The organism is Neptuniibacter marinus (assembly GCF_965223595.1).
Classification (GTDB): Bacteria; Pseudomonadota; Gammaproteobacteria; order Pseudomonadales; family Balneatricaceae; genus Neptuniibacter; species Neptuniibacter marinus.
Window position 1 is genome coordinate 429386 of record NZ_OZ245004.1, and the last position, 13092, is coordinate 442477.

Below are 13092 nucleotides of genomic sequence, written 5' to 3' on the forward strand. Positions count from 1 at the left end.
GGGTGAGTGCTGATTACAAGGTTTTTCGACTTTCCCTCCCTCACAGGTGGGGGAAGAGGATTCCCCAGGTGGGGATTTGTGCAGCTAGTTCTTTTGGTCTTCCAAGTAGTTCATGGCATCTGCTAGAAGGCGCTCATCTACCTTGCTTAAACCGTAATTGTTAACGTCTAGCTCTTCTGCTAGATCTATGAGCAGTTCTTTTATCTGGCTTTTATTAGGGGATGTTCCTGAAGCGTATCTTGGGCTCTTTGCTAGATGGTGCATTAAGAGACCAATTACTTTTAGCGAAGTTCTGGATGCTGTTTCAGTATTGCTCGGCGTTACATCAGTGACTTCTGTCTTTTCAACTTGTAGGAGAAGCTCCCTATCCAAAACATAAACATCGTCTAATGTGATCTCAGGGTATCGTGGAAAGCCTTTTTGGAAGTCAAAAACTTCACGCTCACTTTTCCAGAAGTCCATTACAAGATCTTCTCGTGCGGTAGCGAGAGGTTTGTATAGCTCAACCTCTGAGAATTGTTGATTTACCGTTAGCTCTTTTATCTGTTTTTCAGGGATGGCAAGAATTTGACCTATCTGTATATCGATAAGCTCTTTGTGGTCGAATAGAGGCTCGAATTGATGGATATAAGAACCGTTGGCCTCATGGGTGCCTTTATCAATACAAGGGATTAGGCACTCTCGGTATTCCTTTTTTGATACAGTTAACAAGGTCAGATTTCCGTCTAGCGCATCAAAGAGAATATCGTTGATAGCAACGCCATGCTTGATCGTTGCGTCATTTATTTTTATCAGGTCCCTAAGTTTCATGTTTGTCCTTTCAGCTCATCCAAATAGTCAGCCCATTCTTGCATCATTGTAGTTCTCTCTGGCAAGAGTTCGGCTTTGTTGTAAGTGGCTCTAATACGGTCCTTAGATGCGTGTGCAAGTTGTAGCTCTATGGCATCAGAATTGTAACCTAACTCATTAAGCATGGTTGAGGCGGTATGCCTAAAGCCATGAGAGGTCATTATTCCTCTGCCGATAGGCTCGCCTGTTTGCTCATCTTTAATGCGGATAACGGCTTGGTTAAGAGTGTTTTCACTCATTGGTTTACCGGTTCTCAAACCATAAGCGGAGAGAAAAACATATTCATTTTTTTTTGAAAGATAACTGGCTTGATTCAATATATCTATCGCTTGGTTTGATAGTGGAATTTTATGTTCTCTCTCCATCTTCATCTCGTCAGCAGGGATTGTTATAAGCCTGTTTTCTATATCTACGTACTCCCATTTCATAAAGCGTATGTTATAGGGACGTAGCATGACAAGGGGCATTAATTGCAGAGCCTGTTTGATTGATATGTCACCTTCATAGGTGTCTATGCCACGTAGTAACTTAGCAAGTTCTTTTGGGTTTGTTATGTGTGCGAAGTTGGCTGATTTCTTTGGTTTGGGTAGTAGTTCAGCAATTGTGGCAGCAGGGTTGTTCTCTATTAGTTGGAGGCTTAATAGGTAGTTGAATGTTTGGCGGCAGTACGTAGCTAAATCTTTGGTGGTTTCTCGTTTTCCTTTATCAGCAATGGGCTTTAATAAGTTAAGTAAATCAACGGCCGTTATCAGGTGAACTGGCTTGGTATCAAGTGGTTTGAATAAGTGCCGTTCCATTTTAGCTAACTTCTTTTTTGCCGTTGTAGGTCTAAGATCCTGTGTTGACATCATCTCTTGTGCATAGAAGCTGAAGGGCTTCTCTAAGAGTTTCTCAGCGTCTTTTTGTGCTCTTGGGTCTATGTTGTTTAGGACTTCGTTGTATGCCTTCTCGTGAAGCTTACGGGCCTCTGAGAGAGATAAGTTGGGGTACTGCCCAAGTGTGATAGTGGCGTACTTGTCTTGATGCTTGAAGTCGTAACGAAAAGACTTGGTTCCTTTGGTGTTAGTGAACACGTAAAGACCACCGCCGTCTGCTGTCTTATAGCCTCTATCTTTAGGTTTTAAGTGTTTGACCTTGGCATCTGTCAGCTTTCTTTGCATGGGTGTGTCCTGTAGAGTCTGATACCCTAAATAATACCCTAAATTGATCTGGATTTGTTAGGTTTCTATTGGACTGAAGAAGATTGAATGTGCTGTAATATAGGGGTTTGTAGGTCGATTTTGGATAGTTAAGGATATTGGTTTGACTTTCTCCAGGCGCGCCACTTTTTTATATGTCTCCACATCTTTCAGTTTCCTCCTCACCGAAATTCAGTGCACCAAACTGGAGGGTGAGAACCCCCGATGGGTTCGAGCCGAGCGAAGCGAGACAACGGAGCTTGCGACGGCCCGAAGGGTGAGCGCAGCGAATAATCCCTCCAGGCGCGCCACTTTTTTTATATGTCTTCACATCTTTGATGTTTCCTCCTCACCGAAATTCAGTGCACCAAACTGGAGGGCGAGAATCCCCGATGGGTTCGAGCCGAGCGAAGCGAGACAACGGAGCTTGCGACGGCCCGCAGGGTGAGCGCAGCGAATAATCCCTCCAGGCGCGCCACTTTTTTATATGTCTCCACATCTTTCAGTTTCCTCCTCACCGAAATTCAGTGCACCAAACTGGAGGGTGAGAACCCCCGATGGGTTCGAGCCGAGCGAAGCGAGACAACGGAGCTTGCGACGGCCCGCAGGGTGAGCGCAGCGAATAATCCCTCTTTTTTCTTTATGTGTGTTTTTGTTGAGTTATTGGTTATCCATCCGAGCCAAAGGCGCACTCAAGAACCGTTTTTTTGGGCGTAATTGTGTATTGGTCACAGTGCCGGTGTGGGAGTCTTTAGATCCCTTCTCAGTGGCGAAGGGCGACAAGTGTGATAGAGGTTTGTGTTTAGGTAGTTTTAAAAACTGTTCTGATTCTATGGCTTTTAAAGAGCTATTCAAGTTTAGTGTGCTTGATTATATTAAGTCTTTCTTAGAATTTCTAAGTCTTTCTTGGGATTTCTAAGTCTTTCTTGGGATTTCTAAGTCTTTCTTGGGATTTCTAAGTCTTTCTTGGGATTTCTAAGTCTTTCTTGGGATTTCTAAGTCTTTCTTGGGATTTCTAAGTCTTTCTTGGGATTTCTAAGTCTTTTTAGAGATTTATAAAGCGGCTTGAAGTATTCTATTCTGCATAAGCCGACTGACTATAGACTCTATCGACTTAGTAAACGGTACCTTTAGCTCAAGCTTTTTAGTAAAAGAGTGGAAGGGTAACAAGAGTTCTACAGTATAAGTACTTAAATGGATATGTCAAAAGGTCATTAGTTCAATGAAGGCAGTAGGATACAGCTACCTCAATCTGTACTACAAACTAGTACTTCCAAAATTAGGGGCTGAGGTCTATCAAGACCTGAAAGCAGATAAGGAATGTATCAAGCAGTACGGAGCCTCTGTTCGTAAAATAATTCCAGGCACATGGAAGGTTGTCGATTCTCCATATGAGCATATGGTTTTGGCAATAAAGCACCAAGGAATCCGCTTACATTACTTTGCTGCTGTATTTAAACATGTAAATACAGCAGAACTTGCACTGTTTATAAAAAGTAAACCTACATCTATCTATAATCGTGTTATCTGGTATTTGTATGAGTGGCTTACAGGTGAGCTACTAGACATTGATGATGTTAGATCAGGGAATTATATTCAGCTCTTTGATGATCGTTATTACTACACTTTACAAGATGGAGAAAAAGATAAACGAACACGAGTTATAAATAATGCCCTAGGTACAAGAGAGTTTTGCCCGACTATAAGGAAAACTTCTCGTATTCTTGAGATTGAACAGACGAATGTTTATGAAACAGCGTATGCAGAAATGCAGAATATAGGAGCTGACTTAAAGGCAGATGTCATTGGACGATCCATCAATTACCTGTATACAAAAGAATCTAAGTCATCTACTGAAATTGAAAAAGAAACGCCAACTAAGCAGAAAATGAAGCGTTTCTTAAATACAATAAAAAATGCTGGCTTATTCGAGTTAACTAAAGAAAAGTTGATTGATATTCAAAACCAGATAGTTGAAGAGAGTAAAAAGTCTGATGACTATAGGCAGAATGAAATTTATGCCGGTGCAACTATCCAGCGTTTAGGTGGATTAGATGAAGATGTACATTACATCGGACCGTTGGCTAAACATGTATCTAGTATGATGGATGGCTTGTTTGCTACGCATGAAAAACTAATGTTAGACGCTAGCCTGCCTTCGTTAATGCATGCGACAGTAATTTCGTTTGGAGAGGTGTATATCCATCCATTAGTGGACGGTAACGGAAGGACTCACAGGTACCTTATTCATGATGTAATGAAGCAGAGGGAGCTAAGACATGAGTTTATTATTCCGATTTCAGCTGCAATTCTTAAAAACTCGATTGAGTATGATCGAGTTCTCGAGACTATTTCTCGACCTATTATGTCCATGTTGGATTATGAATTGGATGCAGATAACGATAATCAAGCGATTATTCATAATGATATAGATTATATGTACCGCTATCCGGACTATACGGAACATGTTGTCTTTGTGTACGACATGATGAATGCGGCTATATCTACAGAGTTGGTTGAGGAAATTTGTTTGCTTCTAGTATTTGATAAGATTAAAGGGGCGATTAATGATAGAAGCGATGTTCCGAATGATAAGCTGGATACAATCGTTTCTATCATCATTAACGGCGCTGGAGTGGTATCAAAAGCAAAACAAGATTTTGTAAGTCAGTTCTTAGGGCCGGGAGTCCTTCTCGAAGTAGAAGATATTTCTAGTGAATTTATCAATGAAGTTAGAGAAAAGTTTGAAGTTGATGTACAGGAATTGATGCAGAGAGGGTAGTTTTGAAACCTATGTTCCACCTGCCGAAGAACGGGTTGCGAGCCCATTGCTTAGTCTAATGAATAATAAAGAAGGGGAACCAGTAATCATGCTGGTTCCCCTTTGTTTGTTTAATCGTATGATTAGTTTTCCAATAGGTGTGGCCACAATATCAGTGCAAAGTTGGCCTCAATGGGTGGTGCGTGAGCTAATTCCTGCTAGCCATGTATCGAGAGCTTCTTTCGTGCATAGTTTTTTCTATTCCCCCATATTTGTCGAGCAGCGAACAACCTGTTGGTCCACAGATATTTGTAACAATGTAGATGTCTGTTCTATCTGCTATATTTCACTCAGTATTCGAGGTTAATGAACTCAAGGAACTCCCTATGCTGATAACATTTTCAACCGATGCATATAGCAGTATTACGATGTTTGGTGATGTAGGTCTTTCCATGCTGAAAATGATGGGACATAGCGCTACCGTACCTGGCGCAATTCTGGCCGAAGATGTGCCTGAAGCACTGAGCAAGTTATCCGCTGCAATTGATGCGGATAAAAACCAGTCGCCCGTGATGGACGAGGATACTGAGGAGGCAGAGGTGAGTATCACCAATCGTGCACTTCCGCTAATTGAGCTTCTTACTGCTGCTGCGAAGGACAAATCAGACGTTATGTGGAAATAGTTACAGCGCTGGATTACTTTAAGCCTTTAGTGAGGCTTAAGGGTGGAGGTGAAAACATCAACTAAGTATCGGTCTTTTTGTTCTTAGTATCCGAGAAATAGATACCGCCCTCATTCTCACCTATATCCAAAACGACAAGGGGAAGTGGTAACCATACAGTTCCCCTTTGTTTTATCTGCTTTTAGATAATCTCCTATGCTTTGGCCACAACGTCAAATACCAAGCAATTAATATGACTGCACCCCATGCTTCAATAGCATACGAGGCAGAACATCATCTAAGTTCTGAACGTCCTTATCTTCAAGTTCGATTAACTTAAAGCCGTATTGTTTATAAATTTCCTGCTTCTGTGCTTTTCTGTGTAGATATTTTGAATCGTTTTCGTAGCCCCAGTACTCGATGTAGACCTTGCCTGTAGGGATGTAGAAGTCGCAGTAGACCTCCTCTTCAATAGGTAGTTTTCGCTCATAGGCATGAACTATTTCAGCCATGTATAACCAATTATCTATTAGCATTTCTGCTTTGGAGCGAACGTAATGTCCATCGGTAGTACGAAGTTTTGCTTCAAATTTGTCACGGAAGTTTGAGTCATCACTCGTTTCTTGTTTTGCTTCTTCGGATGCCGCTTCACCTTGGACTTCGCTGATGGTGGTTTTTAACGCTTTGTTTTCAGTGATGGAATTAGGCCAAACAACATAAGGGATACCGGAACGGAAATCCTCTTTTTGTTCACCACCAGAGGCTTTGCCGGAAGAGGTGATGGTCCAGCCTTTGAGTGCTTTATCTATCCAGCCCAGTTCTGACAGGATTGAATTCATTCGATTTGCTGACAGGTTGAAGGTTTTACCGATCACCGTAGCCGTAACAAGCTTTTCTGAACTTGAATTTGTTGGGTCTGAAGATGAGCTTTCGAGTGATAGATCTTCGGGCCAAGTAATGTACTTGCCGTACTTTGGGTGATTAATATATTGGCCGCCTGCATTCTCTCCGGCAGGGAGTAGCTTCCATTCGTTGTCTTTACGTTGAATGAAGCCGCATGCCTCTAATTGTGCAAATAGTTCTTTACCTGAGATGGCTCTGTTTTTGGCAAGTGCCGATGTTGAAAGTGTTTTGCTCATACTGAGATACATCCTTGAATCCTGTTTATGCGCTCATATCATATCGCACTTTAGGTTCTTCATCGTTTTAATGGTGCTCTAATATTGTTCATTACCCAAACGATCTTAAATATTATTCTGAAAATAGATATTTTGTGCGGTGCAGTTATTGTTTTTTGTGATTTTTACATCTATTTGCATAGGCGCCCTTGAATTCAATCCCTTTGGCCATATTAATTGTTATGCTGCATTGCACAAAAATATGATGACTTTTCGTTGTTAGTTGGTTGCTTTATATACAGGCTGTTAGGGGTTAGAGAGTATTACGTCAGTACAAACAGAGAGATTGATCTCTGGTTGCCTGCCGCTAAGTCCTTATAATAAGAGCTAGATAGTAAATTTGATAAAGATAAAAACATAGAAGAGTAGTTAGTTGTTTATATCTATACAGGATTGCGCTTTTGAAGACGAGAATCGCTGGAGATATGAGCAGCAGCAAAGGTTTTACTTAATAAACTTTCACAGTTCAGCTGTGAGGAGCTTAAAACATGAGCATACCTACTTCTATGAGTTTGAACGAACTAATAGAGCGGACCCATTCGCTCACTGAAACACATCATGAAATTCTATCGACTTGTGAGTCTATAGAGGAGATTATCTCCCTTAATAATTGGTATTGGAATGCTATGAATTCTCTATGGCAGCAAGTAAATGCGCCGGAGTGTGCGGCATGATCTACTGTCTAATTAGCCCTTATCATATTTAATAAGGTTGCTTGATGCCTGTTTTGGCAGGGAGTAACTGAATTAGGGTTTCTACTTTTTCTTTAGGGTTGCAAATAATTTATGTAAAGGGGCTACATAGGCCTTCACATATATCATGCTAAGTAAGCGCATTAGTATAAAGTGCTGCTGGGATTGTCGTTTTAGTTTGCACTGTAATTTCATTTCTGTTGAAGTCTGCTAGGCTTATTCAGGTGTGGAATGCTTGATGTGGGAGTTTGGACGTTAGAGTCTTGGAGTACGCCTAATAAGCGAAACAATAATGAATAGGCCTCGAACGATTCTATAACCTCCGTAAACCGCGTAAATTAGCATTTTGATTTCTCTCTTTACTGATGCTCCGTTGGAACTGGAAACAGCAGCTACATATGGCCAACGGTAATACATGAATGTCATTACGGAAAAAGGATCTAGGGTCATTAAGGCGTTTATCACGGCATTTTTCATTGTTAGTTTAGCCGCTGGTATAAGAGCATGGCCTTTACAAGGGCTGGAGTCGGAACTTACTTGGCTAACATTTTATCCTGCTGTGATCGGGGTTACGATTTATGCGGGATTTTACGCAGGTTTATTAACAACGTTATTTTCATGTTTGGTAGTCACATTCTTGTGGCCATTATTGTTTTCACATCTTTTAGTAGAGTCTATGTTTGATTTTATTGATATGGCCATGTTTGCCATCATATCAGGTGCTATGGCGTATTTTGTTAGTCATTTCTGCACTCTTCGTCAAAGGCTCAGAAAGGCTGAGCAGGCGTTACAAGAATCTGTTGAGCGTGAGAAGTTTATTAACTCTATTATTGACGCTTCGCCGAGTATGATTGGTTACTGGGGTAAAGATCTTCGCTGTTTGTATGCTAATAATGCTTACCAAGAGTGGTTTGAGAAAAAGCCTGAAGAAATTGTAGGGATCGCATTCCAAGATTTGGTTGATGAGGAACTGTTTGCTTTAAATGAGCCTCATATTAGTCGAGCACTTGCCGGTGAGCCACAACGTTTTGAGCGGACTCTTAATAAAGTTGATGGCAGTGATGGGCATATCATCGGGCATTATATTCCAGATTTCGATGATGAGGGCAGCGTCAAAGGGTTTTCGATTTTAGCTAATGAAGTGACTGTTTTTAAAGAAACCGCGGAAGAGCTTGAACTCGCAGCCTGTGTTTTTGATAACACGTTGGATGGTGTTCTTATTACCGATACAAATGGCGCTATTTTATCAGTTAATCCTGCTTTTACTGATATTACAGGTTATAGCGAAGACGATGTAATTGGAAAAAACCCTCGTATCCTGCAGTCTAACCGGCATGATGAAGAGTTTTATGTGTCCATGTGGGAAGAGATTCAAACGAATAGTCGTTGGAGTGGCGAAATATGGAACCGTCGTAAAGATGGGGATCTTTATTTAGAAAGTATGACCATCAGTATGGTACGTGATGAAAACGGTGAACCTGTTCGTTATGTGTCGGTATTCAATGATATTACTGCTCTTAGACGTAAAGATGAGCATCTTAAACATTTGGCTTTTCATGATGCTTTGACTGATCTGCCTAATCGCACACTATTGATGGATCGTATCAACCAAAAACTTATCAATTCTAATCGTGAGCAGTTTAGCCTTGCCGTGATGTTTTTAGATCTTGATGGCTTTAAAGCTGTTAATGACCGATTTGGTCATAATGTTGGCGATGAGTTATTAAAAGAGGTTGCCAAGCGCTTACTTGCGTTAGTGCGGGAGTCGGATACCGTTGCGCGTGTGGGTGGTGATGAATTTATGTTTATCCTCAATAACCCTGAGGGCAAAGATGAGGTTGAGTATGTGGCTAAGCGTGTTGTTGAATCTATTAATGAACCTATAACGGTGTGCAGTGATGTGCTGAATATAGGGGCATCTGTTGGTATTGCTATGTTCCCTGATGATGGAGATTCTTCTATAGATTTAATCAATAATGCAGATATAGCTATGTATGCTTCTAAACGCTTAGGTAGAAATAATATTAGTTTTTTCTCATCGGATAGATGCATTGCCCAAAAAGGGAATGGCGGTTCGGGTACTGACCGCTTATGAGTCGTTACACCTGTAAGGTTTTTCTACCTCCTCGCTGTTTGACCTAATTTTTATCTGATAGGCTTTTATGCTCCTTTTGTCTGTTTCTAAAAGAAAATTTTCTCTAAAATATTCGAAAAAATCCTAAGGACATCCGATGCAGCTGATTACCCTTACCCCGATTCGAAGCCACCTGAATTTGAAGGTGGGTGTTAATGAACAAAGTCAGGGGTATAAGACGTTCCTTGATAGCCTGTCACAAGCTGCCCCCTCTATCCGAGTGCAGCAATTTCGTAATGAAAAAGCCTACGAAAAGATAAATGTGGATGACCGAAATACACTTTGCTTATTCCGACTGAAACAAGATTACCCTGAGCTACAGGCTCAGTTAGATGTTCAGGTTTATAGTAACTGTATGAGCATTGTTTCGATCTGTTTCGATCTTGAAGATACGGCATATGGGAGTGAGTTGGAAGCGTATTTACAGGAGAAAACAACCGAGTTAATTGACTGTTTTTATCGAGAGATTCTTTTCCCATTGCTTAAAAGCCTTCCCCAGTCTGTGCAGCCATCTTATTTGGAAACCGTGGGTCAGTTCACGGGCTTCACGGATATTAATATGCCCTTCACTGATTGCTCTGAGGTGGAGCAGCTGTGGAGCTCGAGTTTAATGCGCCTTGGTGATGCCGAAGTAGCAGAGAATAAACAGACTATAGTTGCTTGGCTACGAGATACGCCCTGCCCTGAAGATGCAAATAAAATAATACGCGGCGAAAAAAATCATGCTCTTTCTTGGCTTCACTATGTTGTAGTGGAAAAACAGAAGGGTGAACTAGATTACATGCTCGAAGCTATGTGCTTATCTCAGTATGTATATGCGGTGCAGGATGTATGCAATACGCATTTATACCGTGCGATCTCTGATGCATATTTAGAAAATAATACCCATAATGCAGAGCAAACCTTAGATGGTATTCGTGCAATTACAAGAATGCATACTTGTGCTTACCAGGAAAGTTTAAAATATCTACAGCGGGATAAGAAGCAGCTTGTCGAGCAGATTCTTAGTGGGTGGGATTTCAATAAAATAACTGAAAACTCTCAGCGTTTATTGGATACCTGCTCGAGTCGTCTTAAAGATATTCACACATCACGTTCAGAAAAAAGTACCTTTTATACTGACCTGATTTTAGTGGGTATAGGTTTTATTAGCTTATTTGATCTTGCTGTATCGCTTTCTCAATATAGCCGCGCATACACATCAAATGCAACGCTAGGTTATAGGGATGTGGAACCGTCCGGCTTTTTGACTGAAATAGCGAGTTGGGAAACGGATAACTTGCTGATGTTAAGTTGCGTTATGATCCTTTCATTATTAGGAGGCTATTGGTATGCCAAAAGCCGCTAATTTATTACGTGCTGGGTTAGTAAGTTTTTTATTTTTCTGCTTACCCCTTAAGGCCCAGCCATTTGCGCCATCAGAGGTCTATACCGCTCACTGGCCCCCTTATGTGAATAAGCCCGGTATGGAATTAGGTACCGCAGCAAGCATAGTGCAGATGGTTTATTATCAGATGGAGTTGTCCCCCTCTTGGCAAGAGCTGGATTATTACTTTAGTTATCAACAGGTGGCGAAGAGCGGTGTTAAGGCTAGTTTTCCCTATTTCTGGACACAGCAGCGAGCGGATGAGGTGTTGTTCTCTGCACCGTTGATGAAGGTTGAGAATGGTGTTTTTTACTCAACGCAAAGCAATTTAGTTGAGCCCGATCTGACTAATATTAGTCACTTAAAAGTAGGCCGAGTTGCTGGCTATAGTTATGGCGAAAAGTTAGCATTTTTACTTAATGATGCGACGGTCTTTAGTGGAGAGGTAATGGCGATTACAGCCCTGGTAAAGGGCGAAATAGACCTGTTACCTATCAGTGTCGAAGTTGCACGTAATTTGATACAAGAGTACTACCCCCATCGTATTCACGAATTTAAATTATTAGCAGGGTACAGTTCAAAAGATGCTATTCACCTAATCGCGCCTAAAACTGAGGAAGGTGCTGCGTTTATCACTAACTTTAATAAGGCGTTGGCGACTCTAAAGCAGAAAGGGATGATTGACCAAATTTTAAGTGCGCCTAAATTAGGTGGAGGTAGCGGTTATGTTAGGCTTGTCCCAACGGAGGGCTTTCCTGTTGTCACCGGTTTTGAGCTAACTTCTGAGGAGCCTGACAAGCTTTTTTATGTGGTTCCTCAAGGCAGTCGAGCCGTAGTGTTGAGCTGGGATCAGGTTGTATTAAAACCTCATGCCACCGAGAAAATTTTCGACGGCATGATGAATTACTCAAAAGTACGGATTGTAGATGGCCCCCACGCGGGGCGAGAACTCTATGTGCGAAATATGCATTTAGAGGTTGATTAATTAGTGCTTGAATTAACCTTAGGTTGGGCGGGGACCGCCTTATATATACTTGCACATGGATGGATATCGATTTTAAAACGTAGTTCAGATAGGGGTTACTATGTAATCAATTTTTGCGCTGCTGTACTTGTCGTTGTCTCCTCTATGATTCTCTCATCATGGCAGCCGGTATTGATTAACGCTTTTTGGGCATTGATCAGTCTTGCTGCGCTATATCGGTATAAGTTGCCGGCACTTTTTCTGACTAACCGCTATCTCACTTTTCTTGTTTCTATTGTTTTTTGTATTGGTTGTATCTGGTTTTGGTTAGTTAATCAAATGGCTGGCTTATATATTTTGGCGTGGAGTTCGGTGATTGCTTTTTGCCTATCTTATTGGCGTTTTTCTAGTCGGCAATTACCACAAAAAGGTTATTTTCTATTTAGTGCTTATGCTGCCTTTATTCTGTTGCCTCAACTCTATTTAGATGAAAATTGGCCTGTGTTTTTGTTAGAGGTGCTGTGGGGAAGCTTATCTGTTATTGGTTATTTAAGGCTTCGAGCATGATTAATATGCTAAGGCGGTTAGATAAATTTTGGCTAGTGGTTTTTATAGCCGTGTTTGTGGAACTTTAGACACGGTATGTGTGGTTAAGATGTGGTTAAGATCTCATACTTTTTTGCCAAACTCTTTTTGTAATTCTTCCGCTTTATGAAGTAGCTCTTCAGAACGTTTTAATGCGTCTTTTAAGTTCTGAAAGCAGCGAAAGTTAGTTCTGTTTTTTGGGGGTGATACTAGAGAAGGCTCGGATTGTAGCTGCTCAGTTTTACGTAACTTATTACTGTAGCTAATCATATGAAATCAACTCTTAAGTAGTATTTTGTAACACCATAGTCCTTATTTGTTTTTGTGCAAGCTTATATCTAGTTAATTGCTACTTATGTAGTATATTTTGCTTGTTTAGGCCATTTTAGTATTCTTTTTAGGCTTAACTAGAGCGGTTTTTATATTATATACATTAGGTGTTTTTAAATTAGATATATCTTCTGTTGTCGTTCTTTTTGTATAGAACAAAGCGTTTGAATTTTAGTAAACGGCTTTGCGTATGAAGGTAAAACCATACCAATATTACGACGATAGAATCGGTTAGTTTTTTTTGGGGAGCTTCGTTTTAATTTATATGAAGTAGGGTAAGTTTGAGTACTCTATTATTTGTAATATCAGAGTAGTAAAACATAGATATAGACCTGAATTTTTTTAGCTTCTAGGATGAAAAAAAGTACAAATCGCGTGACTCTTTTCTTTTTA

The 13092-nt window shown here is 40.8% G+C and carries 11 protein-coding genes and 3 other RNA genes; 10 read left to right on the forward strand and 4 right to left on the reverse strand.

Annotation, left to right across the window (positions count from 1 at the left end; genetic code table 11):
• Positions 1–84: 84 nt before the first annotated feature.
• Together ACOQOE_RS02015 and ACOQOE_RS02020 are read right to left on the reverse strand one after the other, a co-directional pair.
• Positions 85–810 carry a hypothetical protein gene (locus tag ACOQOE_RS02015; protein ID WP_420554787.1) on the reverse strand — a complete coding sequence of 242 codons (726 nt, stop codon included), beginning with the start codon at positions 808–810 and terminating at the stop codon, positions 85–87.
• Entirely contained in the window at positions 807–2009 is a 1203-nt protein-coding gene (locus ACOQOE_RS02020; RefSeq protein ID WP_420554788.1) for a tyrosine-type recombinase/integrase, read from the reverse strand. Before ACOQOE_RS02020 ends, ACOQOE_RS02015 begins: the two co-directional genes overlap by 4 nt.
• Positions 2010–2219: 210 nt before the next feature.
• On the opposite strand from ACOQOE_RS02020, the gene ACOQOE_RS02025 reads away from it, so the two are divergent.
• From ACOQOE_RS02025 to ACOQOE_RS02045, 5 genes are all read left to right on the forward strand, one after another.
• A non-coding RNA gene (locus ACOQOE_RS02025) (RtT sRNA) lies at positions 2220–2338 on the forward strand.
• A 48-nt stretch (positions 2339–2386) separates the two neighbouring features.
• Positions 2387–2505, forward strand: a non-coding RNA gene (locus ACOQOE_RS02030) — RtT sRNA.
• 46 nt (positions 2506–2551) lie between these two features.
• Positions 2552–2670, forward strand: a non-coding RNA gene (locus ACOQOE_RS02035) — RtT sRNA.
• A 579-nt stretch (positions 2671–3249) separates the two neighbouring features.
• Positions 3250–4809, forward strand: a complete 1560-nt coding sequence (locus tag ACOQOE_RS02040; RefSeq protein ID WP_420554789.1) for a Fic family protein — start codon at positions 3250–3252, stop codon at positions 4807–4809.
• Positions 4810–5174: 365 nt separating this feature from the next.
• Positions 5175–5471 (forward strand): DUF1840 domain-containing protein, encoded by a 297-nt coding sequence (locus ACOQOE_RS02045; RefSeq protein WP_067866783.1) that lies wholly within the window; start codon positions 5175–5177, stop codon positions 5469–5471.
• Between the two features lie 227 nt (positions 5472–5698).
• Here ACOQOE_RS02045 and ACOQOE_RS02050 read toward each other — a convergent pair whose 3' ends face one another.
• Entirely contained in the window at positions 5699–6589 is an 891-nt protein-coding gene (locus tag ACOQOE_RS02050; RefSeq protein WP_420554790.1) for a hypothetical protein, read from the reverse strand.
• A 527-nt stretch (positions 6590–7116) separates the two neighbouring features.
• Between ACOQOE_RS02050 and ACOQOE_RS02055 the strand changes: the two genes are divergently transcribed.
• From ACOQOE_RS02055 to ACOQOE_RS02075, 5 genes are all read left to right on the forward strand, one after another.
• A complete protein-coding gene (locus tag ACOQOE_RS02055; protein WP_067866780.1) occupies positions 7117–7302 on the forward strand; it encodes a hypothetical protein in 186 nt (61 codons plus the stop codon).
• Positions 7303–7996: 694 nt separating this feature from the next.
• Positions 7997–9415: a diguanylate cyclase domain-containing protein gene (locus tag ACOQOE_RS02060; RefSeq protein ID WP_420554791.1), complete on the forward strand. Its 1419-nt coding sequence runs from the start codon at positions 7997–7999 to the stop codon at positions 9413–9415.
• A gap of 136 nt (positions 9416–9551) precedes the next feature.
• On the forward strand, positions 9552–10802 hold the full coding sequence (locus ACOQOE_RS02065) for a hypothetical protein (protein ID WP_420554792.1): 1251 nt from the start codon (positions 9552–9554) through the stop codon (positions 10800–10802).
• Positions 10786–11805 (forward strand): substrate-binding periplasmic protein, encoded by a 1020-nt coding sequence (locus tag ACOQOE_RS02070; RefSeq protein WP_067866776.1) that lies wholly within the window; start codon positions 10786–10788, stop codon positions 11803–11805. The genes ACOQOE_RS02065 and ACOQOE_RS02070 overlap by 17 nt, the downstream gene beginning before the upstream one ends.
• A 3-nt stretch (positions 11806–11808) precedes the next feature.
• The gene (locus tag ACOQOE_RS02075; RefSeq protein ID WP_067866774.1) at positions 11809–12351 is read left to right on the forward strand and encodes a CBU_0592 family membrane protein; all 543 of its coding nucleotides are present in this window, start codon (positions 11809–11811) and stop codon (positions 12349–12351) included.
• A gap of 102 nt (positions 12352–12453) precedes the next feature.
• Here ACOQOE_RS02075 and ACOQOE_RS02080 read toward each other — a convergent pair whose 3' ends face one another.
• Positions 12454–12639, reverse strand: coding sequence for a hypothetical protein (locus tag ACOQOE_RS02080; RefSeq protein WP_067866772.1), 186 nt, complete (start codon positions 12637–12639; stop codon positions 12454–12456).
• Positions 12640–13092 lie beyond the last annotated feature (453 nt).

Coding starts and splice junctions, on each gene's coding strand:
- ACOQOE_RS02060 (WP_420554791.1), top strand. CDS start 7,997: ATGTTTGATTTTATTGATATGGCCATGTTTGCCATCATATCAGGTGCT.
- ACOQOE_RS02015 (WP_420554787.1), bottom strand. CDS start 810: ATGAAACTTAGGGACCTGATAAAAATAAATGACGCAACGATCAAGCAT.
- ACOQOE_RS02055 (WP_067866780.1), top strand. CDS start 7,117: ATGAGCATACCTACTTCTATGAGTTTGAACGAACTAATAGAGCGGACC.
- ACOQOE_RS02045 (WP_067866783.1), top strand. CDS start 5,175: ATGCTGATAACATTTTCAACCGATGCATATAGCAGTATTACGATGTTT.
- ACOQOE_RS02050 (WP_420554790.1), bottom strand. CDS start 6,589: ATGAGCAAAACACTTTCAACATCGGCACTTGCCAAAAACAGAGCCATC.
- ACOQOE_RS02065 (WP_420554792.1), top strand. CDS start 9,552: ATGCAGCTGATTACCCTTACCCCGATTCGAAGCCACCTGAATTTGAAG.
- ACOQOE_RS02040 (WP_420554789.1), top strand. CDS start 3,250: ATGAAGGCAGTAGGATACAGCTACCTCAATCTGTACTACAAACTAGTA.
- ACOQOE_RS02020 (WP_420554788.1), bottom strand. CDS start 2,009: ATGCAAAGAAAGCTGACAGATGCCAAGGTCAAACACTTAAAACCTAAA.
- ACOQOE_RS02070 (WP_067866776.1), top strand. CDS start 10,786: ATGCCAAAAGCCGCTAATTTATTACGTGCTGGGTTAGTAAGTTTTTTA.
- ACOQOE_RS02080 (WP_067866772.1), bottom strand. CDS start 12,639: ATGATTAGCTACAGTAATAAGTTACGTAAAACTGAGCAGCTACAATCC.